This window comes from Streptomyces sp. NBC_01622 (assembly GCF_045209635.1).
Lineage (GTDB): Bacteria > Actinomycetota > Actinomycetes > Streptomycetales > Streptomycetaceae > Streptomyces.
The window spans coordinates 5,295,733-5,320,851 of sequence record NZ_CP109293.1 but is presented as its reverse complement, the minus strand read 5'-3'; the positions used below and the strand labels follow the sequence as shown (position 1 = coordinate 5,320,851).

Sequence of the window (25,119 nt, the reverse complement as noted above, 5' to 3'; positions counted from 1 at the left end):
GCACCGCCGTAACTGCCCCGGAGGAGAAACAGCATGAGCCGCAGTGACGTCCTGGTCGACGCCGACTGGGTCGAGGCAAACCTCGACAGCGCGGACATCGCCATCGTCGAGGTCGACGAGGACACGTCCGCGTACGAGAAGAACCACATCCGCAACGCCATCCGGATCGACTGGACCAAGGACCTCCAGGACCCGGTACGCCGTGACTTCATCGACGAGGAGGGCTTCGAGAAGCTCCTCTCGGCCAAGGGCATCGCCAACGACACGCTGGTGATCCTCTACGGCGGCAACAACAACTGGTTCGCCTCGTACGCCTACTGGTACTTCAAGCTGTACGGCCACGACAGCGTCAAGCTGCTCGACGGCGGCCGCAAGAAGTGGGAGCTGGACGCCCGCGAGCTGGTCGAGGAGGTCCCCGCGCGGGCCACCACCGTCTACAAGGCCAAGCCGCAGAACAAGGCGATCCGCGCGTTCCGCGACGACGTCGTGGCCGCCATCGGCTCGCAGAACCTGGTCGACGTCCGGTCGCCCGACGAGTTCAGCGGCAAGCTGCTCGCGCCGGCCCACCTTCCGCAGGAGCAGTCGCAGCGCCCGGGCCACGTGCCTTCGGCCCGCAACATCCCGTGGTCGAAGAACGCCAACGACGACGGCACCTTCAAGTCGGACGACGAGCTCAAGGAGCTCTACGCCGAGGAGCAGGTCGACCTCGCCAAGGACACCATCGCGTACTGCCGTATCGGCGAGCGCTCGGCCCTGACCTGGTTCGTGCTGCACGAGCTGCTCGGTGTCGAGAACGTCAAGAACTACGACGGCTCCTGGACCGAGTACGGCTCCCTGGTCGGCGTCCCGATCGAGCTCGGCGCCAACAAGTAAGCCCCCGACCAGCCCCAACCCCGTAAGGACAGACCATGTGTGGAGCGAAGGCCGGCGGCCCCGACGCCTCGACGATCAAGCCCGGTGAGACCACCATCCAGGGCCAGGTGACGCGCAACGGCGAGCCGGTGACGGGCTACGTCCGTCTCCTGGACTCGACCGGCGAGTTCACCGCGGAGGTCCCGACCTCCGCCACGGGCCAGTTCCGCTTCTACGCGGCCGAAGGCACCTGGACCGTCCGCGCCCTCGTTCCGGGCGCCACCGCCGACCGCACGGTCGTCGCCCAGACGGGCGGGCTGGCGGAGGTGGCGATCACCGTCTGATCGCCTGTTTACCGCTGAAGGGCCGCACCTTTTCCTCGGTGCGGCCCTTTGGCGTGCCCAGGCCTACCCTGGAAACATGCTGGCACGCCGCCGTCGCACGTACTTCGTCATGATGGGCATCTGCATCGGGCTGTTCGTCCTGGCCTGGGGGGTCGTGCGGATCTGGTCGGTGCCCGCGGCCGTCGGCATGTGCGTGGTCGCGATGGTGATCCCCCCCGTCGCCGCCATGGTCGCCAACCGCCGGGGCCCCGACGACCGCTGGTGGGACGACCCCTCCGGCGACCCCAAGTCCGACGAGTGGTGGGACGAGCTGGACGGCAAGAAGCGGCACCAGTAGGAAGGCGGGCATGTCGCCTACGAGACTGTCCACCGTGGTGCTCGACGCGCAGGACGCGCACGAGCTGGCCGGCTTCTATCTCCGCCTCCTCGGCTACGTCGTCCGGGCCGAGGAACCCGACTGGGTCCTCATCGGCCCACCCGACGGCGGCACCGGCCTCTCCTTCCAGACCGAGCCGGAGTACGTCCCGCCCGTGTGGCCCACCCGCAGGCCCGGCGAGCAGCAGATGATGCTGCACCTGGACATCGAGGTCGACGACCTGGAGGGCGAGGTCGAGCGGGCCGTGGGCTTGGGAGCCACGCTCCACGACCACCAGCCGCAGGACGATGTACGGGTCCTGCTGGACCCTGCGGGGCACCCGTTCTGCCTGTGGCGACCTACACAACCGGTGGGCTGAGGCGGGCGAAGCCTTCCTGGCGCTGGTAGGGGAAGTACGGGTAGGGCGCTGTCCTGCCGCTCGCCGCATCGAGTCTCGCCATCTGGTCGGGCGTGAGCGTCCAGCCGACGGCACCGAGGTTCTGGCGCAGCTGCTCCTCGTCGCGGGCGCCGATGATGACGGAGGAGACGGTCGGCCGCCGCAGCAGCCAGTTGATGGCGATCTGCGGAATGCTCTTGCCGGTCTCCCGCGCGATCTCGTCGAGGGTGTCGACCACGCGGTAGAGGTGTTCGTTCTCGACCGGCGGGCCGTAGTCCGCAGTGCGGTGCAGTCGGCTGCCGGCCGGCAGCGGTCGGCCGCGGCGGACTTTTCCGGTGAGCCGTCCCCAGCCGAGCGGGCTCCAGACGAGGGCTCCGAGGCCCTGATCGAGCCCGAGGGGCATCAGCTCCCATTCGTAGTCGCGGCCGACGAGGGAGTAGTAGACCTGATGTGCCGCGTAGCGCGGGTGGCCGTACCTCTCCGCGATCGAGAGAGACTTCATCACCTGCCAGCCGGAGAAGTTGGAGATGCCGAGGTAGCGGACCTTCCCCGCTCGTACGAGGTCGTCGAGTGCGGACAGGACCTCCTCGATCGGCGTGCCGGCGTCGAAGGCGTGCAGCTGGAACAGGTCGATGTGATCGGTGCCGAGTCGGCGCAGGGCGTCCTCGCACGCGGTGATCAGGCGCGAACGGGAGGAGCCCGCATCGCCCGGGCCGTCGCCCATCGGCAGGCCGACCTTGGTGGACACGATCACCTGGTCCCTGCGGCCTTTGATCGCCGCGCCCAGCACCTCCTCGGAGGCGCCGCCGGAATAGACGTCGGCGGTGTCGAACATCGTGACCCCCGCGTCGAGGCAGATGTCCACGAGCCGGCGTGCTTCTTGTGCGTCGGTGCTGCCCCAGGCGCCGAACAGCGGCCCCCGGCCGCCGAAGGTGCCGGCGCCGAAGCTCAGTGCGGGGACCTTGAGGCCGGATGCACCCAGCCGCCTGTACTCCATGGCTGTTCCTCTCTCGCCGCCCGACTTGGCTAATGGACCTGGAGTTCCATTAGTATGGGTCTCAACGTAGCAGGCGTGAGCGATTAACAAAACTGGAGTCCCGTTATGGGGTTTGAGAGTGCGGATCCAGGGACCGTTCGTCCCGGAGGGCGCACGGCACGGGTGCGTGCGGCGGTGCTGCGGGCGGCCGGGGACGCCTTGGCGGAGCACGGCTTTGCCCACCTGGACCTCGCCGACGTCGCGCGCCGTGCCGAGGTGGGCAAGACCACCGTCTACCGCCGCTGGGGAACCGTGACCGGCTTGGTGGCCGATCTGCTGCTGGACATGGCCGAGCAGTCACTGCCGCGTACCGAGACCGGCTCGCTGCTCGGTGACCTCAAAGCCAACGCCCGGCTCGTGCAGCGCACCCTGGCCGACCCGCGGCAAGGAGCCCTGTTCAAGGCGGTGATCGCCGCCGCCACCTGCGAGGCGAAGACGGCCGAGGCCCTGCACCGCTTCTACGACATCCGCGTCGAGGAGTGGGCACCCTGCGTCCAACAGGCCGTCGACCGGGGCGAGTTGCCCGAGGGTACCGATGTCCACGAGGTCGTCCGCGCTGTCTCCGCCCCCCTCTACTACCGCCTGCTGACCACCGGCGACCGCCTCGACGAAGCCGCCGCGGACCGGGCCGCCGAGGCCGCCGCGGCTGCGGCGCGTGCGGGAGCGTACGTGCGGATCAAGTCGTCGCGATGATCGCCATCAGCAGGCCGCCGATGCAGAGCGCGGTGAGCGCCCCGGTCCAGAAGGCGTCGTCGCGCAGGGCACGGGGGGTCCGGAACCGTCGTCGGCGGCGGGCGGGCGTGGGTGCGGCTGGTGGTGGTTCCGGCGGTCGTACGACTGGCATGAGCGGGGGCGGGAGCGTCTGGACCGGGAGTACCTGGATCAGTTGATGGGGCTGCGGGCGGTTCATACGGGGTGGGCCTCACTGCGGTGTTTGCGGAGCAGGACGTTCGCGTCGGTCTCGGTGCTGTAGTCGTGTTCCGTGCGGGCGATGGCGCGGAGGCCGTCGAGTTCCGTGCAGGTGGGGCAGTCGTCGACGGGCCGGGGCGGGGGCGTGACGAGGAACGGGGCGTCGGTCCGCGCACGGGCGTTGGCGGCGCGGACCCCGGCACTCAGGCGCTCCTGGTCCGTCGCCGGTCGCAGTGAGGCGGGGTCGGCCTGCCATTCGCGGCCGCCGCCGACGGGGCGCAGCAGGGCGTAGGGGCCCGACCTGTCCTGGTACTCGCCGACCTTGTCCGTGGCCGGGTCGTACAGCAGCGCTCCGGTTTCCATCGGCTCCTCCTCCTTTTTGTGCAACTTCCATACAGAATGCGACAGTTGAACTACTCTGTGCATTCCTGGGTGTTACGAGGATGACCCAGGTCGGAGGCGAATGCAGCGCCAACGGGCTCAACTTCCGCACGGGGCGCGCCAAATTCCACAAATTCCACAGGAGGTCGAGATGCCGCAACGGCTGGTGGTCACGGAGATGAGCCATGAGCCCAGGAAGCGGTTTGCCGAGGAACTACGGCGGTTGAGGGCCGAACGGGGCCTGACACTGCGGGACTTGTCGAGGGAGGTGGGGTGGGACGCCTCGCAGTTCGGCAAGATGGAGAGCGGGAGCACGCTGGGTGGGCCAGAGGTCGTGCAGGCGCTGGACCAGTACTACGGGACCGGGTTGTTCCTACTGACCTTGTGGGAGCTGGCGTTGGGGGATCCGACGCAGTTCAAGGAGCAGTATCGCCGGTACATGATGTTGGAGGCTGAGGCGGTCAGTCTGTGGCAGTACTCCGTAAGTGCGCCGCCGGGTCTGCTCCAGACGGACGGCTATGTACGCGAGGCCCTCATGGCGGGTGGCGCCAGGGGTGAGGAGCTGGAGCAGCAGGTCGAAGCGCGCGTACGGCGACGGAAGTTGCTGGAGGGGGATGATGCGCCCCCATTCCGCGCCATCCTCTCCGAGGCTGTGGTGCGCATGGGAATGCGCGACCGGCGAGCGTGGCGGCAGCAATTGGAGTTCCTGGTGGAGGCGGCCGAGCGCTCGAACATTACGATCCACGTCCTCCCGTTCGGCACTGGAGTGCATGGCCTGACGAGCACCGACACCATGTTCCTGAGGCTGCTGGATGGCCGTGGCGTGGCCTACGCAGAGAACGACGTACGTGGCGAACTGATCGAGGAAACCGAGCGGGTTGAGCAGCTACAGCGTGCATATGATGCGGTACGCGACCAGGCGCTGTCCCCGGCCGAGTCGCGGATGTTCGTCCTGCGGATGTTGGAGGAAGTGCCGTGCGAGTCATCGACCTGAGCAACGCGACGTGGCGGAAGAGCAGTTACAGCAACACGGACGGCGGCAACTGCATCGAGTTCGCTCCCAACATCCCCACCCTCGTCCCCGTCCGCGACACCAAAAACCCCGCCCACGGCACCCTCCTCTTCGGTGTCGAGGCCTGGGCGGAGTTCGTCGGCTCGGTGAAGGGGCAGGCTCAGTAGACGAGGGCCTGCGTCTCGTCGGCCATCGCTTCCTGTACGAACACCTGCGCCCCGGCGATCCGTACGCCCCCGATGACGTCCTTCTCCGTGATGTCCCGCCGGGCCGCGCACTGCGTGCACAACGTGACGCGGCCGGCGGCGAGGATCGAGTCGATCAGGTCGGGCAGCGGTGCGGCGTGCGGGAGTTGGAACTCGGCGGCCCGGCCCGGCAGCGCGAACCACGCCGACTCGCCGGTCAGCCACAGGGAGACATCGACCCCGCTGGCAACGGCCACCGCCGCCACCGTGAACGCCTGTGAGCAGCGTTCGGGGGCGTCGGCCCCCGCGGTCACCTTGATCACGAGCTTCTTCGCCATGACCGAATCGTAATCAACTTCCTTACAACTCCCTGCAACGGCCACGAGTCTCCTGTGCGCGCATATGGAATGCGCATGCCATGTTCCGTGGGGGACGTTGTGGAAGTACCAGAAATACCCGAAGAACCAACCGAAAAAGAAGCAGCTGGCGAGGTGCCCAGCCCGCCCCGGCTACCGCGCCGCCGTGGCCGCACCACACTCCTGATCGCAGTCGCCGCAGTGCTCGGTGTCGTCGCCGGTACCTGCACGGGTTTCGTGGTCCAGGCGGACCGCGCACCCGACAAGCTGCCCTCGCTGTCGCAGGCGACGCTGACGCAGGCGAAGGGCCCCGCTCCGGAGCCCCTGTCCGCCGCCCAGGACCGCAGGGTCAAGGTGGACGGCGACCTGCGCAAGCTGCTGCTGAAGAGGCCGAGCGGGGCGCGGGACGCGGGCTACGAAGTCGGTGTGGACGGGTGGATGGACCTCGCCGAGTACGCGGAGACGTTCGACAAGCCGGCCGGCGCGTTCAGCGACCTCGTCGCGAGCGAGTTCCGCCGCGCGGCCGTCGCCAACTGGCGTGAGGGCAGCTCGCTGTTCGTCGAGATCCGGCTCGTGCAGTTCCGCCAGGAGGACGAGCTCGTGACCGCTTCCGACTCGGACGATGCCTACTACTGGGCCGAGAAGGAGTCCCACACCGACAGCTGGCCCATCCCGGGCACGGGCGACGGGATGGCGTACGTCCACAACTCGCCGGACCGCGAGGCCGGTTACACGGACGTCTACAACGCCGAGGCGCACGCCTGGCGCGGTGACGTCGAGATGGACATCTGGGTCTCCTCGGCGAAGCCCGTCCCGAAGAAGAAAATCATGGATCTGGCCGAGCGGCAGATGGAGCGGCTGTGACCACCGAGAACCAGCCGGAACAGAAGCCGGGGACAGAGCCGGGGACAGAGTCGGAGACAGAGCCGGAGACGGACGTACTCGTTCCCGAACTCGTCGGCAGCTCCGAGGAGTTGACCGCCGAGGCGGTCGGGAAACCGGTGCGCAGGGGCCGTATCGCGGCGATCGCCGGAGCCGCGCTGCTCGCCGTCGCCGTGATCGGCGGTGTCGGGTACACCGTCGTGACCGTGAACGGCGCGGACCGGGACGCGGGGGACGCCGTATGGACGCTCCCGAAGGTGTCGTCGGAGAAGGCGGTGGGCGGCAGACCGAGCACGCTCGCGGCGGCGCTCGTGCCGTACGGGCCGGACGGGTGGAGCCAGGGACCCGACATCGCGGAGTACGGGCACGACGTGGACTTCACGGGGGCGCAGGCGGCGGCGCTGCGCAAGGAGTCGCTGAAGGAACTGCCGGCCAAGCAGCGCAAGCCGCTGGAGAAGGAGATCGACAAGCAGCACACCAAGGGCCTGGCGATGCGCAGCTACGTCAGCACCGACGAGCAGGCGTCCGTCTACACGGACAAGGCGTCGACGGTGAGCATCGTGCTGGCCCAGATCGCGGACAAGACGGCGGTACGGAACGCGTCCCGCTTCCAGAACGAGCTCTTCGACTCCCTGGGTGTCTTCCGCCCCGGCCCATCGATCAACGGCTACAAGAACGCCGAGTGCTTCCTCTCCCCGAAGGACGCCGACGAAAAGCTCGACACGATCTACTGCTCCGCCTACCAGGGCGAAATCCTCGTCACCCTCACCGCGAAATCCGCCCGCCCGATGCAGACGTACGCCATCGGCCGCCTGCTGCAGGAACAACTCGACCGCATCAAGGACCCGGGGGAGGCGGTATGACCGACCAACAGCACGAGACACCGACACCGACGGACACACCACCGGCTCCTACGCCGACGATCCCTGCGCCGTCCTCGGAGCCTGCGATCGACGCCACTGAGGTCCCGGTCGTGCCGGTCGCTGCTGAAGCTCCGGCTGTCCCGGCGGCTACGGAGTCTCCGGTCGTCCCGCCTGCATCCGAGTCTTCGGCTGCTCCGGCAGTCACGGAAGCCTTGGTCGTCCCGGGCGTCTCCGGGTCGTCGGAGGCCGCGGCGGACGTGGAGCCTGAGGTCGCTCCGGTCGCTCCGGTTGCTTCCGAGGTCCCGGCCGCTTCGGTCGATGCCGAGCCTCCGGCTGTCCCTGCGGTCGCGGAGTCCCCGGCCGGCTCCGAGCCTTCGGCCGCTCCGGCCGTCGTCGCCGAGGCTCCGGCCGTCCCGGTACCCCCGGTACCCACTGAACCCCCGCTCCCCTCCGCGCCGGCCCCGGAAGCCCAGCCCACCGCCCCCCGCAAGGACCGTCGGGTCCTCCGTGCCGTGGTTCGGTGGGGGGCCGCCGTCGTCGTGTTCGCGGTGGTCGGGGCCGGGACGGCCTATGGGATCGCCGGGATGAAGCGGTCGGACGTGCCGGGGCTCGGGACGGTGTCGGACGGGCGGTGGACGTTTCCCACGGTCAGCAAGCCGCCGTTGCCGACGGGCAGCCCGGGGCCGTTCGCCACGGCGAACGCGGCGGGGGCCCACTTCGCCGACCTGCGGGCGCTGGTGCTGCCGGCGCCGAAGGGAGCCGTAGGGGACAAGGCCCTCGACGGCACCGACGGCTGGCTGGCGACGAAGGTGTTCCTCGCCGAGTTCTCAGCCGCCGACGACCGCACCGAGATCGCGCAGAAGCTGACCGACGAGGGTCTGCGGCACATCGCCGCGCGCGGCTGGACCACCCCGGACGGCACCCACACCCGGATCTACCTGCTCCAGTTCGACACGGCGACGGTCGCCGACGAGATCTCCAAGGGCCTGGCCGGGTACGCGGCCCCCACCTACCCGGTACGCGGCGCCGACGGCTACGAGCCGGACGACGACTTCCCGGACGCGGCCAAGATCACGAACGTCTCGCTCCAGCCGTACGTCGAGACGAAGCCGTACGGCGCCGAACAGGTCCGCCTGGGCTTCGTCACGGCCGGCGACACCTTCGCGATGATCGTGCAGTCGAGGAAGGGGCAGGCCGAGGCCGTCCCGTTCCAGCAGACGGTGACGTTGCAGAGCGAGCTGCTCGGCTAGCCGTACCTCGCAGAGAGCACCGGGCCCCGGCCGACTAAGCTGGGGCCCGGCCCGTGTACACGCACCGCTCGTACCGCTCAAGGAGCACCCGTGGAGATCTTCTTCGAAACCCTGCTGGTCCTGGTCTGCGTCGGCGTTCTCGCCTTCGCCGGGCTGACCGTGAAGAAGCTGTACCAGGGCCAGCGCTGACCCCCACCGAGGAACTGCTGACGTCATGATCGAGATCCCGTCCGACCTCCACAAGGACCTGGTCCCCCTCGTCTTCCTGCTCGGCGACTGGGCCGGCGCGGGCGTGCACGACTTCCCGGGCTCCGAGAAGTGCAACTTCGGCCAGGAGGTCTCCTTCAGCCACGACGGCCGTGACTTCCTGGAGTACCGCTCCCACACCTGGGTCCTGGACAACGACGGCAACAAGGTCCGCCCCCTGGAGACCGAGTCCGGCTTCTGGCGCATCGACGCGGACCGCAAGGTAGAGGTCACGATGACCCGCGACGACGGAGTCGTCGAGATCTGGTACGGCGAGCTGGCGAAGCAGAAGCCCCAGATCGACCTGGTCACGGACGCCGTCGCCCGCACCGCCGCCTCCGGCCCCTACACCGGCGGCAAGCGCCTCTACGGCTACGTCAAGAGCGACCTCATGTGGGTCGGCGAGAAGCAGACCCCCGAGGTCGAACTCCGCCCCTACATGTCCGCCCACCTGAAGAAGATCGTCACCCCGGACGACGTCGAACGCTGGGCGAAGGCCCTCCCGGACGACATGCCGGACGACGGGATCGCTTTCTTCAAGTAGCCGCAGCCGCCCGCCTGCTCTCCCTCAGGTCGGGTGTGGAGCCTCTATGAGTCGGTCCAGCGGATCGGGTGACCGGACACACTCCTGGTGAGCCAGGATCCGTCTCCGAGAGGCCGGATGTCGTAGGGATTGTCCGTACGGGCGTCGAACTCGGTTCGGACCTGGCCGGAGCGTACATCTACGCGGTAGTGGCGGAACCACTCCTGCTCGTCCTCGGTTTCGCCGACGAGTGTGACGACGGCGGTGTCCGGGCTCAGGTAGCCGCCGCTCCATTCCACGTAGCTCTCGTCGGGGTCGTGTCCGAAGGCGTCGACGGAGAGCACGAACCTCACCTCGCCCTCGGGGTAGGCGTGGAGGGCGACATCGGCCTGCTCGTGGTGGACGGTCATGAACTCGCGTCCGTCGGGCGACAGGTCGATGAGGCACCGGTCGTCCCATGGATAGCTGATGAGATCCATCCGGGTCCCGGCCAGCGACGCGCGGTAGATGACCGAACCGTCCTGTCCTTCACCCACATCGAGGAGGACCTGATCGCTCGCCGGATGCAGCAGGTGCTGTCCGCCGTGCCCGACGGTCCGCAGATCCGCCTGTGCGATGACCGCCCCCGTCTCGGCGTCCAGGGCGACCCACTGGTCGGGCCGGTCACGGCAGGCCGGATTCCTCTGAGGGTTAACAGAATTCGCAGCATGACAATGCAGTTGCGGCGCGGGTGGGCCCGAGACTACAGTGATGCCGTCTTCGTGGAGCGAGTATCCAGACCTCGCGCAAGCGCGGAGCCCCGGTCGCAATATGCCTGCGACCGGGGCTCCGGAGGCTGTGCTCTGGGTGGCTTGCAGTGCAGAGGCGAGCCCAGAACATTCACTTTTGACGGTAGCACAGCGCGTCCGGGGACGCTGGGGGGAATCATGGCAAATCGCCTGCCCGAATGGATACTGCGAGACCTGTCCTTACCGCGCCTGAAGCGCTACATCCGTGCGGCGCATGGTGACGCCCGGGCCGCGGAGCGGTTGTACTGGTGGAACGTCGAAGTGTCGGCCACCCTGCTCGGTCCTCTTCACTGCCTGGAGCTGGCCCTTCGCAACGCCCTGCACAGTGCGCTCGTCCGACACCACGGCAGGCCGGACTGGTGGGCGGTGGCGCCCTTGAACGAGCGCGGACGCAGGCTTGTGGATGACGCCCATCGCACCTGCGGGCGGCGCCCGCGCCCCACGAGGCCGGACGACGTGGTGGCGGAACTGTCCTTCGGCTTCTGGGTCTCATTGATCAGCCATGGTTCGGGCTACGACCGGATGTTCTGGGTGCCGGTACTGCACTCGGCGTTTCCGCACTACCGAGGGCGCCGCGACCGTCTCTACCGCGACCTGACCTCGCTGGTCCTGCTGCGCAACCGGGTCATGCACCACGAGCCGGTCCATCACCGGCACCTCGCCGCCGACCATGACACCATCTACCGCGTGCTCGGCTATGTCAGCCCTGAGCTGGCCAAGGAAGCAGTGGCCATGGATCGATTCCCCGCCGTGCTCGCGGGACGGGTGGACGCCCTGGGCGGCAGCAGACCGCCGAGGTTCTGATGGAGGAAGGCGCTGTGACCGACGTCGAGTTCACCGATGTGCTCGTCTCCCGGCCCGACATCGCCCGCCTCGCAGGGGTGCAGCGCCCCGCCGTCACCAACTGGGAGCGGCGGCACGAAGACTTCCCCGCACCCGTGAGCACAGACTCTGCGGTCGAGCAGTTCCGCGCCGTCGAGGTGCTGGCCTGGTTGTCCGGCCGGACCGTCCCCGCGAACGCCCTGCGCCCGGGCGAACCGGTGGGCACGACCTACGGCGACCGGTTCCGCAGGAGTCTGTCCGGAGGGACGGCCGGTGGACTGCTCCGGGCGATCGAGCAACTGGCGGGACCGGAGGCGGACCGGCTGCGGGGGCCGATGCCGCTGGACCACTATCTCGAATGGCTGCTGTACTTCGTGCTGCTCCGCATCGTGGAACCTGACCGCGTGCTCCAGACCGTGGAGGACTTCGGCGAGGCGGCCCGTACACATCACCTACCGGAAGGGAACGTGCCCGGCCATCTGCTGCACGGTCTCTCCCGCGTCCTCGGCAGAAGCACCGCACGCTCCCAGCGGGAGGCCCGGGAGGCGTTCGACCGTGTGCTCGTGCAGTGGGTCGATGCTCACGCCCGTGAGGGCGGCGTGTTCTTCACCCCGCCGTCGGTGAGCCGCGTCATGGCCGGGGCACTGGCCGCCGTACAGCCGGAAGCGTTGAGCGTCCACGACCCCTGTGCCCGTACCGGAGAACTGCTCGTCGCCTACCTGGACGCCGTCGTCGAGCACGGCGGCGATGCGCCGGTTCACGTCAGCGGCCGGGTGGCGGGGCCTCGGGAACAACAGGTAGCGGGCATGAACCTACGGGTGCACCATGAGCGTTCCGTACGGTTCGGAGAAGGACCGGTCACTCCCGCGCTCGACCCCGCCGATCCCCCCGGTGTCTTCGACGTGCTCCTGACCAACCCCCCCTTCGGACGTCTCCACGACGACGTGCCCCCGCCGCCGTACTGGGTCTATGGAGCTGCCCGCCGGACCGAGTTCGACTGGCTTCAGTACGCCGTCTCACGGCTTTCGCCCGACGGTCGGGCCGCGGTGTTGATGCCGGCCGGAGCGGCGTTCAACGCGGGCGCCGCCGAAACCGTCCGGGATGGGCTTGTCGAGGCCGGGGTCGTGGAGTGCGTGATCGAACTCCCGGCCGGGCTCTTCGCACTCACCGGCGTCAAGACCCACATCTGGTTCCTGCGTGCCCCCGGTTCCAACGGGGTGGCGAACGGCGAGGTGCTGTTCGTGGCCGGCGCGCACCTCGGACACAACGTCACCAGAACACAGAAGGCCCTGTCCGACGACGACATCGGTCGGCTGGTCGGGGAATACGTGTCCTGGCGCAGAGCCGGGGAGACAGGGCGGGTCTTCGCGGGTACCCCCGGCCTGAGCCGAGCCGTGCCACTGCGGGAAACGGTTCAACGCGGTCACAATCTGGACCCGGCGCGCCATGTCCCCATCGCCGGCCGGGCGCCGGACGCCACGGCGGCCGACACTGCCGAGATCCTGGACCAACTGGCGAGGCTGGCCGAGGAGATGGAGGCGCAGCAGGCGCGCGTGGGGGTGGCCGACGCGGAGGTGAGACGGTGGCTCAGGAGGTATGGACTATGACGGTGACCGACGGGGTGGTGCCACCGGAGGGCTGGTCCTGTCGCCCCCTGCGGGAACTGTGCACCTCCATCCAGGTGGGTCCGGGCGGCGGCAGGCCCGAGGACAAGGGCCGTACCTGGGCGGACGGCGGGACGCCGGTCGTACTGCCGCGAGACCTCCGCAGCCGTCGGATCGTTCCCCAGGAAGCCGCCGCCGTACCCGCGATCTCCTGGGAACGGGCCCGGACACTGGTGAAGTACGAGTTGGCCCAAGGAGACGTGCTCGTCACCCGGACCGGCACCGTGGGCCGCTGCGCACTGGTGACCGGGGAGCACGCGGGGTGGCTGTTCCACCCCAATCTGGTACGGCTGAGACTGGACGAGGAAGGGCCCGTCGGAGCCGCCTATCTCGCCGCCTGTCTGAGCGCGGCGGTCGCACAGGACTGGATCAGGACACGCACGGCCGGTGCGGTCATCCCGTCACTGAGTATCCGCACCCTGGGTGAGCTGCCCGTGTTCCTGCCGCCGGAGGCCGAACAGGAGGCGATCGGCGCGGCACTCGCCGCCCTCGACGACAAGATCCGGGCACATGACGAGTCGGCTCGTGCGACCCGCGCCTACCGCAGTGCGCTCGCCGATGCTCTGATGAACGGCGTTCTGTCCGCCGAGCCGTGACTCCGTCCGCCCCGCTCTAGACTGGGCGTGTGGTGAGCACCCAAGGCATGGACCCAGGCACCGACTGGAAGAGTGATCTGCGGCAGCGCGGTTACCGGCTGACCCCGCAGCGGCAGCTCGTGCTCGAAGCCGTGGACACCCTGGAGCACGCGACCCCCGACGACATCCTCATCGAGGTGCGGAAGACCGCGTCGGGGGTCAACATCTCCACGGTGTACCGGACGCTGGAGCTCCTGGAGGAGCTTCAGCTGGTCAGCCATGCCCACCTCGGGCACGGGGCGCCGACGTACCACCTCGCCGACCGGCACCACCACATACACCTCGTCTGCCGTGACTGCACGAACGTCATCGAGGCCGATGTCGAGGTCGCCGCCGAGTTCCGGGCCAAGCTGCGGGACACCTTCGGCTTCGAGACCGACATGAAGCACTTCGCGATCTTCGGCAGATGCAGGGACTGTTCCATGAAGACTTCAACTACCGAGTCGTAGGCTTGCCCGTATGAAGAGTCCCCTGCTGTCCCTGCCCGGCGCCGTCTCCGCCGAAGGAGTGGACGAAGGCGTCGCCGCCCACTACGGCGACCTGTTCCGCGAGCAGCGCGCCCTCGCCGACGGCACCGGTTTCGTGGACCTCTCGCACCGCGGTGTGGTCGCCGTCACCGGCGACGACCGGCTGAGCTGGCTGCACCTCCTGCTCACCCAGCACGTCACCGACCTCCCCGTGGGCGTCGCCACCGAGGCGCTGATCCTCTCCGCGCACGGCCACATCGAGCACGCCCTGTACCTCGTCGACGACGGCGCCACGGTCTGGATGCACACCGAACCCGACACCCAGGAGGCGCTGATCGCCTACCTGGAGTCGATGAAGTTCTTCTATCGGGTCGAAGTCGCCGACAGGACGGGGGAGTTCGCGGTCGTGCATCTTCCCGCCGGCTCCATCGCCCCGGTCCCCGTCGGCGTCGTCGTACGCGAGACGCCGTACGGCCGTGATCTCTTCCTCCCGCGCGCCGACCTGGAGTCGTACGCCGAGAAGGCGGGCCCGCCGGCCGGGCTCCTGGCCTACGAGGCGCTGCGCGTCGAACACCACCGCCCCCGCCTCGGCTTCGAGACCGACCACCGCACCATCCCGCACGAACTGGGCTGGATCGGTACGGCGGTTCATCTGCAGAAGGGCTGCTACCGGGGCCAGGAGACGGTCGCGCGGGTGCAGAACCTCGGCAAGCCCCCGCGCCGCCTCGTCTTCCTCCACCTCGACGGCAGCGAGGTCCATCTCCCGGGCCACGGCACGGAGTTGCGGCTCGCGGAGGAGGGCGAGGAAGGCCGGAAGATCGGCTTCATCACCACCTCCGTACGGCACCATGAACTCGGGCCGATCGCCCTGGCGCTGGTGAAGCGGAATGTGCCGGTGGACGCGCCCCTGCTGGCCGACTCGACGGCCGCGGCCCAGGAAGTCGTCGTAGAGCCCTAGAGGTCGACCACGACCGTGAACGGGCCGTCGTTCGTCAGCGCGACGCGCATCCGGGCGCCGAAGCGGCCCGTCGCCACCGTGGCGCCCAGGGCGCGGAGTTGGGCGACGACCTCGTCGACCAGCGGCTCGGCGACGTCGCCGGGGGCGGCGGCGTTCCAGGTGGGCCGGCGGCCCTTGCGGGCGTCGCCGTAGAGGGTGAACTGGCTGATGACGAGAAGCGGGGCATCGATGTCGCTGCACGACTTCTCGTCGTGCAGCATGCGGATCGACCAGAGTTTGCGGGCCAGTTGGGCCGCCTTCTCCTTGGTGTCCTCGTGTGTGACGCCGACGAGGACGCACAGGCCCTCGCCCTCGATCGCCCCGACCGTCTCGCCGCCCACGACGACGCTCGCGCCGTCCACCCGTTGCACCACTGCTCGCATGGGTCCCATGATGCCGTGCGGACGAGAACAACTCCGGGCGGGTCTATTTTGTTCCTTAACCCCCCCATCTGGGGCCGTTCGGGGGCACTCGGTCACATAGCGGCCAGTTGGGGTGGCACGATGCTGTCCACACGCCGGTCGAGGGGACGGGTAGAGGCACATGAGCACACCGAGTACCGGGCAGTCCCCCGGGACTGTCTCGCTGATCCGCGCGGGAGGAGCGGCCACGCGCCGCCCGCCCGTGCAGCGCGTCGACAGCCCGCTGCTGCCCGCCGAACCGGCCGCACCCGACCTGACCGCACTGCGCCTCACGGAGCTGCGCGCGCTGCGCCGCGACGCCCAGCGCGACGAGGCCGACCTGAGTTACGTACGACGGCTCCTCCAGGGCCGTATCGACATCCTGCGGGCCGAACTGGCCCGGCGCTCCCCGGCAGGCGCGGCCTCGGTGGTGGACCGTCTCTCGGAGATCCTCGCCGACGCGCCCGCCCGGCACCGTTCCTCGGCCCGGCACGTCACACTCGGCACCCCGCACAGCGAGGAGTACCGGCTGCTGGCCGCCGAGATGCTCGCCGAGGTCGAGCTCTCGGACCTGGAGGCGCGCACCGACCTGGAGCTGACCACCGCGATGGGCCGGCTCGTACGGTACGAACAGCAGGTGTCCCGGCGCCGTCAGGTCCTCCAGCACACGGCCGACGGCTGCAGCGCGGAGATCGCCCGCAGGTACCGTGAGGGTGAGGCGCAGGTGGACGACCTGCTCGTGTGACTTGTGTGAGGGGTGCGCGTGACGGCCGAGGATTCCTTCATCGCACCTCCGGTGCTCGCCGAGGTCGTCCGCTCCGGCTTCGTCGAGAGCCGCCATCGGGGCAGCCTGGTGGTACTGGCGTCGGACGGTTCCGTGGAACTGGCCCTGGGCGATACGACCACCCCGGTCTTCCCCCGCTCCTCCAACAAGCCCATGCAGGCGGCCGGCGTCCTCCACGCGGGCCTCGACCTCACCGGCGAACGCCTCGCCCTCGCCGCCGCGAGCCACTCCGGCGAACTCTTCCACCGAGATCTCGTACGACAGCTTCTCGCCGAACACGGCCTGGACGCGGGGCAGTTGCAGTGCCCGCCGGACCTTCCGCTGGACCCGGTCGAGCAGGAGACGTACCTCGCGTCGGGCGCCGTACGCGACCGGGTCGCCATGAACTGCTCCGGCAAACACACCGCGATGCTCGCGGCGAGCGCGCTGCGCGGCTGGCCGCTGGACTCCTACCTGGACCCCGGGCACCCGCTCCAGAAAGTTATCCACAGGGTTGTGGAAGAAGCGGCGGGCGAGCCGGTCACCGCCGTGGGCACGGACGGCTGCGGCGCCCCACTCCTGGCCATCACCCTCACCGGCCTCGCCCGCGCCTACCGCTCCTTCGTCCTCGCCACCCCCGGCACCCCGGAACGCCGAGTCGCCGACGCGATGCGCGCCCACCCCGAGTACGTCGCGGGCACGCGCCGCCCCGACACCCTCCTGATGCGCGCGGTACCGGGCCTGCTGTCGAAGATGGGCGCCGAGGCCGTACAGGCGGTGGCCCTGCCGGACGGGCGTGCCGTGGCGTTCAAGGTGGAGGACGGGGCGGGGCGGGCCCTGGGGCCCGTGCTGGGGCGGGCGCTGGACCTGATGGGCGCACGGGTGCCTGAATTCGGGAAGGCCGCGGTGCTGGGCGGGGGGCGTGAGGTGGGGGAGATTCGGGCGGCGTTCTAGCGATCACTTTTCGAGGACGAGGCCCCTTCAGGGCCGATGGGGGTCTGGGGGCGCAGCCCCCAGGCGGGGTCGAAGGGGCGGCAGCCCGTGGTGACGGGACGGGCAGGGGCGGCGGGGGCGAAAAAAATCCCGCAACACCAACCTCCACCGACCTACCGTGACCCCATGACCAGCCCCGCACACGACCTCGCCGTCCGCCCCGTCACCGAGCCCGAGATCCCCGACTGGATCCGCGCCCTGAACACCGGTTTCCTGCGCACACCCACCGTCCACGAGACGGAACTCACCGACCGCAGCAGCTACATCGACCCGCCCCGCACCCTCGGCGCCTTCGACAACGGCCGCTGCGTCGCGACCTTCCGTTCGTTCCCGCAGGAGATCACGGCCGTGGGCGGCGCGCTCGTCCCCGCCAACGCCATCACGAACGTCACCGTCACGGCCACCCACCGCCGCCGAGGCCTGCTCACCCGGATGATGACCCAGGACCTCGCCGCGGCGAAGGAGCGCGGCGACGTCGTAGCGACACTCATCGCCGCCGAGTACCGGATCTACGGCCGCTACGGCTTCGGCCCCGCCACGTCGGCGACCCAGTGGGACATCGATGTCCAGCGCACCGGCCTGGACCCCCGCTGGTCGGCTCCGGAGGACGGCGCCCGTATCGACCTGGTGGACGCCGAGGACGTACGCAAGCTCGGCCCCGAACTCCACGAGCGGCTGCGCCGCCTCCAGCCGGGCGCGATCAACCGGGACGACCGCTGGTGGCAGGTCACCACGGGTGCCGTGCAGCCGGGGCGGGTGTCGTGGACCGAGCCGTTCCACGCCGTCTACCGCGCGGCGGGCGGCGAGGTGGCGGGCCTGGCCGCGTACTACTGCGACGACACCTGGACCGACGCCAAGCAGCCGGGCGACACGGCCACGGTGAAGGGGCTGATCGCGACCACCCCGGCCGCCGAACGCGCCCTGTGGCAGCACGTCTGCTCGCTGGACTGGGTGACGAAGGTGAAGTCGGGCTGGCGTTCCCCCGACGACCTGCTGCCCCACTTCCTGCCGGACCCGCGCGCGGCCACGATCACGACCCAGGCGGACTGGCTGTGGGTGCGGATCCTGGATGTCGTACGGGCCATGGAGGCGCGGTCGTACGAGGGGGAGGGGACGTTGGTCTTCGAGGTGACCGACGGGGCCGGACTGGCGGGCGGGCGCTACCGGTTGACGGCCTCGGCGCAGGGGGCGTCCTGTGCGCCGACCACGGAGAGCGCGGAACTCACGCTGGACGTCCGGGAGCTGGGGGCGCTGTGGCTCGGTGACGTGTCGGTGCCGCGGCTCGCGGCGCTGGGGCGGGTGCGGGAAGAACGAGCGGGCGCCGCCCGAGTGGCCGACGCCCTGCTGCGTACGTCCAGGCGGCCTTGGTGCCCGGACATCTTCTGAACGCTCCTTGCTGTGCGGCCGGTTGGCGGCGGGTGGGTGGACTCATCCGTAGCTGTTCAGTTGTGGTTGTCGTGCGGTCGAGCCGGCCGACCGGGCTCTCGGCTCCCCTCCAGGAGAGAGGTCCGGTCGGCCAAGTTACCTAAGTTGGTAACCAACTCTTCTCTAGTTATCTCCTCTTGGATGCGTCTCATAACCACCTTTCCATGAACTGCCTAAAGATGGCGAGAAGTTGTAGGGTTTGGTCGTGGAGCCCGAATACGCCACCGTCAATGGACGGTTGAGGTCACCACGGCCACAGTGGTCACACCACGAACTGGCCGACGAGCTGCGCACCAGGATCAGGTCCGGTGTCCTGCGGCCCGGCCAGCGCATGCCCACCCAGGCCAAGCTGGCGGACGAGTTCGGCGTCGAGCGCGGGGCCGTGCGGCAGGCGCTGCGCATCCTGCAGTCCGAGCGACTGCTCACCAATGTGTCCAAGGGGAGCCCGGCGACCGTCGCCCCCGCCCTCGGACCGGCCCTGACCGGCCCCGGAGCCCCGCCGCAGCCCACGATGGTGGGCCTGGCCCCGCGCATCGCGGAGGCCTTCGCGCAGCCGCACGTGGAGATCGAGGCGCTGTGTCTGACGGCGGTCTCGCTCACGCTGGCCATCGGCGAGCCGCTGCGCCAGATCCACGCCGGGGAGCTGAATCCGGCCAAGGTCGATGTGCGGGTGCTGCTGCCGAGCAGTGACATCGAACTCGCGTTCCCATCACTGGTGGACTCCCCGGAGGACAGCCGGCCGCAGCGGCGCTGGCTGGCCCAACGCAACGCGCAGGGCCAGGTGTTGAGCCACAACCTGCTGGCCCTGCGCGCGACGCACGGCATCGACGTACACATCACGTTCCGCGCGCTGCCGTTCACGCCTCCGGTGAAGCTGTACCTGCTCAACGGCTCGGAGGCGCTCTTCGCGTACTACACGCTGAGCCAGCGCGAGGAGGAGATCGGTCAGGAGCAGGTGGAGATGTACGACGCCGAGGGCACCCAGTCGATGCTCTTCGCGTTCGAGCAGGGCGCGGGGCTGCGGGACACGACGTTCGTGGAACAGTCCCAGCTGTGGTTCAACGCACTGTGGGAGACGATCAGTTCGGAGCTGAGGCTGACGAGCTGATCGCCTCCCGCGGTGGCTGATCCGGAGGGCGGTTTACGGATCACAGGGCGGGTCCGGTGAACAGCAGGGCCAGGACGACGGCCCCGATGGAACTGATGGCCGGACTCTTGGCCTTGATGCCGATGGAGATCAGGAGCAGGCCGATGATGCCGGTGGCGCCGAACTTCCACTGGACGATCTGTTCGAAGCCGACGACGAAGACGGCGGACAGGAGGGCGATGGCAGGCACGGTGGTTCCCCCTTCGGGCTGCGGAAGCAAAACTTCCACCAACTTGGATAAGTTGGCAGCCAACTCTGCTTAAGTTGTTCCCGTTTGGTACCTACTCACACCTACTCGCAATCAAGTTCCAAACAACTCCCCTTAGATGGGGCAGAGTTATACCGTTTGGTCGTGACCCAGGAGAACGTGGCAGTGAACGGCAGCAGAAGCTTCTCGCCCCAGGAGATCGCCGACGCCCTACGGGACCGTATCCGTGCCGGTGACCTCAAGGCGGGAGACCGCCTGCCCACCCAGACCGCCCTGGCGGAGGAGTTCGGCGTGGAGCGGGGAGCCGTACGACAGGCGCTGCGGGTCCTTCAGGAGGCCGGACTGCTCACCAACGTCAGCAAGGGGAGTCCGCCCACGATCGCGGAACAGGCGCCCGGGCCTGACGGGCCCCAGCCGACCATGGTGGCGCTGGCGCCCCGCCTGTCCGACGCGTTCGCTGAGCCCCACGTCAAGATCGATGCGGCCTGCCTGACCGCCGAGAGCCTCATGCTGGCGGTGAGCGAATCGGTCCGGCTGATCCACGGGGGCCAGGTCCGCCCCACCTCGATCGACGTCCGGGTGCTGCTGCCCTCCCGGGACATCGCCCTGGCCTTCCCCGTCCCGGTCGAGGGCCGCGGCGACGACGACCCGGTCCACCAGCGCTGGCTGACCATGCGCAACGCCCAGGCCCAGGTCCTCCAGCACAACCTGATGGCCCTGAGAGCCACCCACGGCATCGACGTCCACGTCACCTTCCGCGCCCTGCCCTTCACCCCGCCGATCAAGCTCTACCTGCTCAACGGCGAGGAGGCGCTGCTCGGTTACTACGTCCTCAACGAGCGGGAGGAGGAGTACAAGAGCCAGACCCTGGAGATGTACGACGCCGTCGGCTCCCAGTCCGTCCTGTTCGCCTTCCTCAACCAGGCCGGTCAGCGCGACGCCGCGTTCGTGGAGGAATCGCAGAAGTGGTTCGACGCCCTCTGGGAAACCATCACGACGGACCTGACACTCTCCTAGTGACTCCTGATACGGCGCAGACTGTTCCGGTGACAGAAGAGACAGGCAACGTACGAGAATTGATCACCGGCGCTCGCTTCGTCCTTTTCGACTTCGACGGCCCGATCTGCCGGCTGTTCGCGGGACTCTCGGCGGAGGGCGTGGCGAAGGACCTGGTGTCCTGGCTGGAACGGCAGGGGCTGAAGGAACTGCTGACGGAGAGTGAGCGGGTGCACCCCGATCCGCACGTCGTCCTGAACGCGGTCAACAAGCGGCACCCGCGCAGCGATCTGGTCGACGAACTGGAGGAGTTGCTCACCCAGCACGAACTCAAGGCCGTCGACTCGGCGTACCCCACCCCGTATGCGGACCCGCTGATACGCACCTGGAACGCCGTCGGCATCCATCTCGCCGTCGCCACCAACAACTCCCCGCGCACGGTGACGGAATACCTCCACGGCCGGGGCCTCCTGGAGTGCTTCACCCCGCACGTCTACGGCCGCACCAACGACCTCGACCTCCTGAAGCCGAACCCCCACTGCCTGAACCGCGCCCTGCGCGCGATGGGCGCCGCCCCCGCCGACGCCCTGATGATCGGCGACACCCCCTCGGACTTCGAAGCGGCCCGCAGGGCGGGCATCCCGTTCCTCGGCTACGCGCGTAACGAATTCAAGGAAACGTTGCTGCGCCGGGCGGGCGCCGACGCCGTGGTGGGTTCGTTGCGGCCGCTACTCGACTTGGTACGGCGGGTGTAGCGGCACAGTCGCGCCGCTGACCTCGGTCGGACGAGCGTCTCGTGGCTCGCGGCGGTTCAATGGGCGGGTTCTCCGGCGTTGCTTGACGCCTCTGGAGTAACGTGCCTCATCCCTTACTCATCGGCTCAACCGGAACGGGCTGAACGCAGCGAATGACACCCCAACTCACCGGTGTTCGGCAGCGCGCCGACGAACTGGTCGGCGAAAGCGGTGTGGTGACCGGGCCCCTCAAGGGCTACCACCACGAGACGTATGTGCTGGCCATGCCGGGCGAGACGCGGATCGTGAAGCTCCGCGAACCGCGCGAACGGATCCTGTGGTTCGACCGCAGGTGCTTCCGGTCGGAAGAGGCCCTGCTCCGCGAACTGGACGGCCGGATCAGCCGTATCCCCGTCATCCACGACGTGGAGGGCATGGCACTGCAGGTCTTCATCGAGGGCCGCACCCTCAAGTCCCGCCCGTGGGGCGACCGGCGGATCCCGGAGGGGGTCCACGGCCAGATCGTCGACCTGTTCCGGGAGTTGGCGCACGTCACACCCGACACCCTTGAGGTGGAGCGCAGCTGCGAGGCCAAGGACCGCGCGGACGACGGCGACTGCGACGGCTTCCTGGAACGCCTCGTCGTCTTCGTGGAAGAACAGGTCTACGAGAAGAACTCCCCGGACTTCGGGCGGCTCTTCACGGAACTCGGCCTCCACCTCGATGCGTTCGTCCAGCTCAGAAAGAACGTTTCCGGCCTGACCCGGCGTGACTTCTGCCTGCTCCACGCGGACCTGCACCGGGAGAACTTCGTCCTCGACCCGCTCAACCAACTCTGGTCCATCGACTGGGAGTTGGCGATGCTGGGAGACCCGCTCTACGACCTCGCCACCCACCTCTACCTGATGTCCTACCCGGCGGACCAGGAACGCCGGATGGCCGAGGACTGGGCGCGATCCGTCCGTGGAGTACGGCCCAGCAGTGCGCGGGGCTGGGCGGAGGACCTGGACCGCATCCTCGCCTTCAAGCGAGCGCAGTCGGTGTTCACCGACGTCATCCGGCTGTCGCTGTCCCTGCGCGACGGACCGAACGTCAAATGGGCCCGGCTCCCGTCGGCGGTACGGAAACTGCAGGCGATCATGACGGCCGCGGCGGGCCCCTTGGGCCTGGCCGAGATTCCGAGCAGGCCCCGGCTTGCCGCGGCACTCGCGCGCTGGGTCAACAAGGCCGACCCGGCTGTCATGGACGGAGCGGTAGCGTCCGGGGCATGACTGATGCCACCGACTTCGAGGACATCCCCACCACCACTCTCGCCGAACTGCTCGGCCGCGAGCGGGTCATGGACATCGGCATCCGGCCCCTGTGGGGTCCGCTGCCGCGTCTCGCCGGGCCGGCCTTCACCGTGCGGTGCCCGCCCGGCGACAACCTCATGCTGCACGCGGCCATCTACCGCGCCGAGCCGGACTCGATCGTCGTGGTGGAGTCGGGCGACCTGGACTACGCCCTCGCCGGCGGGAACGTCTGCGCCATCGCCCAGCGGCGAGGCATCGCCGGCTTCGTCGTCGACGGGGTGATCCGTGACCTTGGCGAGGTACGGGCGGCGGGCTTCCCCGTCTTCGCCCGCGGTGTCATCCCGATCCCGGGCGGCAAGAAGGCCGTACTGCCGTTGAACGAGCGCGTGCGCTGCGGGGGAGCCGCCGTCGACGCCGGGGACATCGTGGTGGCCGACGAGGAGGGGGTTGTCGTCGTACCGGCCGCACGCCGGGCGGAGATCCTCACCGGGGCACGGGCCCGTCTGGAGAAGGAGTCCGCCGAGACCCTCGACGACTGGGAGAAGGCGCATCGGGCGCGAGTCGACGAGCTGTTGCGCGCGGGCGGCTTCGAGGGGTGATGTGAGAGGGGTCTTCTGATGCTTCTCTTCCTCGATGTCGACGGGACGTTGCTGCCGTTCGGCGCGTCCCGGCCGTACCCGGTGTACGACTCCGGCTTCGCGCCGCCCGCGTCCGACGCCCCTCCGCTGCTGACCCGCATCGACCCCTCGCTCGGGCCACGGCTCGCGGCCTTGCGGTGCGAACTGGTCTGGGCGACGACCTGGATGGACGACGCGAATGTGTGCGTCGCGCCCTGGCTCGGTCTGCCCCAACTGCCACTGGTGGACTGGCCCGACCCGGCCGAGGACGGGGTCGGGGACGGCACGGGCGGCCGGCTGCACTGGAAGACCCGGCCGCTGGTCGCCTGGGCCGCCGGGCGCCCCTTCGTGTGGGTGGACGACGAGATCGGCCCCGCCGACCGCGACTGGGTGAGCGCCCACCACCCCGAACGGGCCCTGCTGCAGCGCGTCGACCATCGGTACGGGATCACGGACGCCGATCTCGCGGCGATGGAGGCGTGGTTGGCGGCCAATCGGTGACGGGGTTTCTAGAACAGCGGCTCGTCCGGCGACAGCTTCAGCAGTGACTTGCCGCTCTCCGTCGCACCCGCCGTGCGGGTCGCCGCGGAGGCGCCGGGGAAGTGGCGGTTCCAGGATGCCGCGCGTCCGATGACGCCGAGGCGGGTCGCGAGGGTCAGGGCGCGGCGGAGTTCCGTGGTGGTGCGGCCGTTTCCCGCCCAGGGCTCCAGGTAGGCGTCCCGCAGCCGGGGCAGTGCCTCGGGGCCGTACCGTTTGCGGACTCGCCCGGCCGGGACCAGGAAACTGCAGAAGGGGTGCGAGACGGCGGCGTCACCCCAGTCGAAGAAGGTGTAGCGGCCGGGGGCCGGGTGGAAGAGCTGGCCGTCGTGCAGGTCGGAGTGGTCGAGCGAGTCCGGGATGCCCAACTCGGCCAGTTCGGCGCACAGTTCGAGCAGCAGCGGCCGTAGGGCATGCAGTTGGGCGGGGGCGATGTCCGGTTCGGTGGTGGTCTCGATGAACTGCACCACCCGGTCGAAGACTTCGGGGAGGGCCGTCGCCCGGGCGCTGGGGACGCCGAGTTGTTCGAGGTCCTTGGTGTGCGGGATCAGGGCGCGCTGCATGGTCGCGTACTGGCGGAGCGGTTCCTCCCAGGCGCGGGGGTCGGCGGGGGTGCGGTCGAGGACCTGCCAGAAGAGTTCGCCGCCGTGGGGGAGCAGGGACCAGCCGCGGTCGGCGTCGACGGCGAGGGGTTCCAGGACGTACTCCGGGACCCAGCGGGCCAGCGCGGCGGTGAGCGGCGCCTCGAAGGCGCTGGCGGGAGGATTTGCCTTCAGCCATACGGCAGTTCGGGCGGTGGAGGCGCCCGGGCCCTCGACGGGGATTCGGACCAGCACGGACCAGGGCCGCAGCCGCACACCCTGCCGCCCCGCCTCGCGCAGCCCCCGCGCCGCGAGTTCGCGCCGGGCCCAGCCGAGGGCCGCGTTCCGCCAAGTCTCCTGATCCCAGGGCGTCTTGGCGTTCTCGTGCTGTCCGCGGTCGATGACCTGCGACGTGTCGTCCTCGTGCATCGCGTCATTCCAGCATCCGGGCCGACGGGCGC

33 protein-coding genes are annotated in these 25,119 nt (G+C 69.3%); 25 read left to right on the top strand and 8 right to left on the bottom strand.

Annotated features, from left to right (window positions below; genetic code table 11):
* Positions 1-33: 33 nt before the first annotated feature.
* From OH768_RS24190 to OH768_RS24175, 4 genes are all read left to right on the top strand, one after another.
* Entirely contained in the window at positions 34-873 is an 840-nt protein-coding gene (locus OH768_RS24190) for a sulfurtransferase (RefSeq protein WP_406456850.1), read from the top strand.
* A 35-nt stretch (positions 874-908) separates the two neighbouring features.
* Entirely contained in the window at positions 909-1,196 is a 288-nt protein-coding gene (locus OH768_RS24185) for a DUF1416 domain-containing protein (RefSeq protein WP_406456848.1), read from the top strand.
* A gap of 76 nt (positions 1,197-1,272) precedes the next feature.
* Entirely contained in the window at positions 1,273-1,533 is a 261-nt protein-coding gene (locus OH768_RS24180; RefSeq protein WP_406456846.1) for a DUF3099 domain-containing protein, read from the top strand.
* Between the two features lie 10 nt (positions 1,534-1,543).
* Positions 1,544-1,930, top strand: coding sequence for a VOC family protein (locus tag OH768_RS24175; protein ID WP_406456844.1), 387 nt, complete (start codon positions 1,544-1,546; stop codon positions 1,928-1,930).
* Here OH768_RS24175 and OH768_RS24170 read toward each other — a convergent pair.
* The gene (locus tag OH768_RS24170; RefSeq protein WP_406456842.1) at positions 1,911-2,945 is read right to left on the bottom strand and encodes an aldo/keto reductase; all 1,035 of its coding nucleotides are present in this window, start codon (positions 2,943-2,945) and stop codon (positions 1,911-1,913) included. The two genes, OH768_RS24175 and OH768_RS24170, sit on opposite strands and share 20 nt — an antisense overlap.
* Before the next feature lie 105 nt (positions 2,946-3,050).
* On the opposite strand from OH768_RS24170, the gene OH768_RS24165 reads away from it, so the two are divergent.
* Positions 3,051-3,677 (top strand): TetR/AcrR family transcriptional regulator C-terminal ligand-binding domain-containing protein, encoded by a 627-nt coding sequence (locus tag OH768_RS24165; protein ID WP_406456840.1) that lies wholly within the window; start codon positions 3,051-3,053, stop codon positions 3,675-3,677.
* Here OH768_RS24165 and OH768_RS24160 read toward each other — a convergent pair.
* Complete coding sequence (locus OH768_RS24160; protein WP_406456838.1) at positions 3,661-3,894, bottom strand: hypothetical protein; 234 nt, start codon at positions 3,892-3,894, stop codon at positions 3,661-3,663. The genes OH768_RS24165 and OH768_RS24160 overlap by 17 nt on opposite strands.
* Positions 3,891-4,256: a hypothetical protein gene (locus OH768_RS24155; RefSeq protein WP_406456836.1), complete on the bottom strand. Its 366-nt coding sequence runs from the start codon at positions 4,254-4,256 to the stop codon at positions 3,891-3,893. Before OH768_RS24155 ends, OH768_RS24160 begins: the two co-directional genes overlap by 4 nt.
* Before the next feature lie 169 nt (positions 4,257-4,425).
* Here OH768_RS24155 and OH768_RS24150 point away from each other — a divergent pair, with 169 nt between their 5' ends.
* Positions 4,426-5,268, top strand: a complete 843-nt coding sequence (locus OH768_RS24150; protein ID WP_406456834.1) for a helix-turn-helix transcriptional regulator — start codon at positions 4,426-4,428, stop codon at positions 5,266-5,268.
* Positions 5,250-5,453: a DUF397 domain-containing protein gene (locus OH768_RS24145; RefSeq protein WP_406456832.1), complete on the top strand. Its 204-nt coding sequence runs from the start codon at positions 5,250-5,252 to the stop codon at positions 5,451-5,453. Before OH768_RS24150 ends, OH768_RS24145 begins: the two co-directional genes overlap by 19 nt.
* On the opposite strand, the gene OH768_RS24140 is transcribed toward OH768_RS24145, so the two are convergent.
* Complete coding sequence (locus OH768_RS24140) at positions 5,447-5,809, bottom strand: DsrE family protein (RefSeq protein WP_406456830.1); 363 nt, start codon at positions 5,807-5,809, stop codon at positions 5,447-5,449. The genes OH768_RS24145 and OH768_RS24140 overlap by 7 nt on opposite strands.
* A gap of 153 nt (positions 5,810-5,962) precedes the next feature.
* Between OH768_RS24140 and OH768_RS24135 the strand changes: the two genes are divergently transcribed.
* The 4 genes from OH768_RS24135 (at position 5,963) to OH768_RS24120 (ending at position 9,612) form a co-directional block, all read left to right on the top strand.
* The gene (locus OH768_RS24135; RefSeq protein ID WP_406456828.1) at positions 5,963-6,691 is read left to right on the top strand and encodes a hypothetical protein; all 729 of its coding nucleotides are present in this window, start codon (positions 5,963-5,965) and stop codon (positions 6,689-6,691) included.
* On the top strand, positions 6,688-7,572 hold the full coding sequence (locus OH768_RS24130) for a hypothetical protein (RefSeq protein WP_406456826.1): 885 nt from the start codon (positions 6,688-6,690) through the stop codon (positions 7,570-7,572). Before OH768_RS24135 ends, OH768_RS24130 begins: the two co-directional genes overlap by 4 nt.
* 512 nt (positions 7,573-8,084) lie before the next feature.
* Complete coding sequence (locus OH768_RS24125; RefSeq protein WP_406456824.1) at positions 8,085-8,822, top strand: hypothetical protein; 738 nt, start codon at positions 8,085-8,087, stop codon at positions 8,820-8,822.
* Positions 8,823-9,036: 214 nt separating this feature from the next.
* Complete coding sequence (locus OH768_RS24120; RefSeq protein WP_363098002.1) at positions 9,037-9,612, top strand: FABP family protein; 576 nt, start codon at positions 9,037-9,039, stop codon at positions 9,610-9,612.
* Between the two features lie 44 nt (positions 9,613-9,656).
* Here the strand turns inward: OH768_RS24120 and OH768_RS24115 are convergent, their stop codons facing one another.
* Positions 9,657-10,127, bottom strand: a complete 471-nt coding sequence (locus tag OH768_RS24115; protein ID WP_406456822.1) for a hypothetical protein — start codon at positions 10,125-10,127, stop codon at positions 9,657-9,659.
* 390 nt (positions 10,128-10,517) lie between these two features.
* On the opposite strand from OH768_RS24115, the gene OH768_RS24110 reads away from it, so the two are divergent.
* Genes OH768_RS24110 through OH768_RS24090 form a run of 5 tightly spaced genes read left to right on the top strand, consistent with a single transcriptional unit; the run spans position 10,518 to position 14,925 of the window.
* A complete protein-coding gene (locus OH768_RS24110; protein ID WP_406456820.1) occupies positions 10,518-11,183 on the top strand; it encodes a hypothetical protein in 666 nt (221 codons plus the stop codon).
* A gap of 14 nt (positions 11,184-11,197) precedes the next feature.
* On the top strand, positions 11,198-12,808 hold the full coding sequence (locus OH768_RS24105) for an N-6 DNA methylase (protein ID WP_406456818.1): 1,611 nt from the start codon (positions 11,198-11,200) through the stop codon (positions 12,806-12,808).
* On the top strand, positions 12,805-13,461 hold the full coding sequence (locus OH768_RS24100; RefSeq protein ID WP_406456816.1) for a restriction endonuclease subunit S: 657 nt from the start codon (positions 12,805-12,807) through the stop codon (positions 13,459-13,461). The genes OH768_RS24105 and OH768_RS24100 overlap by 4 nt, the downstream gene beginning before the upstream one ends.
* Positions 13,462-13,508: 47 nt before the next feature.
* Positions 13,509-13,949, top strand: a complete 441-nt coding sequence (locus OH768_RS24095; RefSeq protein ID WP_318021720.1) for a transcriptional repressor — start codon at positions 13,509-13,511, stop codon at positions 13,947-13,949.
* Between the two features lie 10 nt (positions 13,950-13,959).
* Entirely contained in the window at positions 13,960-14,925 is a 966-nt protein-coding gene (locus OH768_RS24090; protein ID WP_406456814.1) for a YgfZ/GcvT domain-containing protein, read from the top strand.
* Here the strand turns inward: OH768_RS24090 and dtd are convergent.
* The gene (gene dtd, locus OH768_RS24085; protein ID WP_406456812.1) at positions 14,922-15,347 is read right to left on the bottom strand and encodes a D-aminoacyl-tRNA deacylase; all 426 of its coding nucleotides are present in this window, start codon (positions 15,345-15,347) and stop codon (positions 14,922-14,924) included. The two genes, OH768_RS24090 and dtd, sit on opposite strands and share 4 nt — an antisense overlap.
* A gap of 160 nt (positions 15,348-15,507) precedes the next feature.
* On the opposite strand from dtd, the gene OH768_RS24080 reads away from it, so the two are divergent.
* The 4 genes from OH768_RS24080 (at position 15,508) to OH768_RS24065 (ending at position 19,654) form a co-directional block, all read left to right on the top strand.
* Positions 15,508-16,110, top strand: coding sequence for an aerial mycelium formation protein (locus tag OH768_RS24080; RefSeq protein ID WP_406456810.1), 603 nt, complete (start codon positions 15,508-15,510; stop codon positions 16,108-16,110).
* Between the two features lie 12 nt (positions 16,111-16,122).
* Positions 16,123-17,082, top strand: coding sequence for an asparaginase (locus tag OH768_RS24075; RefSeq protein WP_406456808.1), 960 nt, complete (start codon positions 16,123-16,125; stop codon positions 17,080-17,082).
* A gap of 165 nt (positions 17,083-17,247) precedes the next feature.
* Positions 17,248-18,507, top strand: a complete 1,260-nt coding sequence (locus tag OH768_RS24070) for a GNAT family N-acetyltransferase (protein ID WP_406456806.1) — start codon at positions 17,248-17,250, stop codon at positions 18,505-18,507.
* A 238-nt stretch (positions 18,508-18,745) separates the two neighbouring features.
* Entirely contained in the window at positions 18,746-19,654 is a 909-nt protein-coding gene (locus tag OH768_RS24065) for a winged helix-turn-helix domain-containing protein (RefSeq protein WP_406456804.1), read from the top strand.
* A gap of 40 nt (positions 19,655-19,694) precedes the next feature.
* Here OH768_RS24065 and OH768_RS24060 read toward each other — a convergent pair whose 3' ends face one another.
* A complete protein-coding gene (locus OH768_RS24060) occupies positions 19,695-19,883 on the bottom strand; it encodes a hypothetical protein (protein ID WP_200715320.1) in 189 nt (62 codons plus the stop codon).
* A 156-nt stretch (positions 19,884-20,039) separates the two neighbouring features.
* Between OH768_RS24060 and OH768_RS24055 the strand changes: the two genes are divergently transcribed.
* The 5 genes from OH768_RS24055 to OH768_RS24035 all read left to right on the top strand — a co-directional run bounded on the left by OH768_RS24055 (position 20,040) and on the right by OH768_RS24035 (position 24,041).
* Positions 20,040-20,918 (top strand): GntR family transcriptional regulator, encoded by an 879-nt coding sequence (locus tag OH768_RS24055; RefSeq protein WP_406456801.1) that lies wholly within the window; start codon positions 20,040-20,042, stop codon positions 20,916-20,918.
* Positions 20,918-21,652, top strand: a complete 735-nt coding sequence (locus OH768_RS24050; protein ID WP_406456799.1) for an HAD family hydrolase — start codon at positions 20,918-20,920, stop codon at positions 21,650-21,652. The genes OH768_RS24055 and OH768_RS24050 overlap by 1 nt, the downstream gene beginning before the upstream one ends.
* 152 nt (positions 21,653-21,804) lie before the next feature.
* Entirely contained in the window at positions 21,805-22,902 is a 1,098-nt protein-coding gene (locus OH768_RS24045) for a phosphotransferase (RefSeq protein ID WP_406456797.1), read from the top strand.
* Positions 22,899-23,522, top strand: coding sequence for an RraA family protein (locus OH768_RS24040; RefSeq protein WP_406456795.1), 624 nt, complete (start codon positions 22,899-22,901; stop codon positions 23,520-23,522). The genes OH768_RS24045 and OH768_RS24040 overlap by 4 nt, the downstream gene beginning before the upstream one ends.
* 18 nt (positions 23,523-23,540) lie before the next feature.
* On the top strand, positions 23,541-24,041 hold the full coding sequence (locus tag OH768_RS24035; RefSeq protein WP_406456793.1) for an HAD domain-containing protein: 501 nt from the start codon (positions 23,541-23,543) through the stop codon (positions 24,039-24,041).
* Between the two features lie 8 nt (positions 24,042-24,049).
* Here the strand turns inward: OH768_RS24035 and OH768_RS24030 are convergent, their stop codons facing one another.
* The gene (locus tag OH768_RS24030; RefSeq protein ID WP_406456791.1) at positions 24,050-25,087 is read right to left on the bottom strand and encodes an aminoglycoside phosphotransferase family protein; all 1,038 of its coding nucleotides are present in this window, start codon (positions 25,085-25,087) and stop codon (positions 24,050-24,052) included.
* Positions 25,088-25,119: the final 32 nt, after the last annotated feature.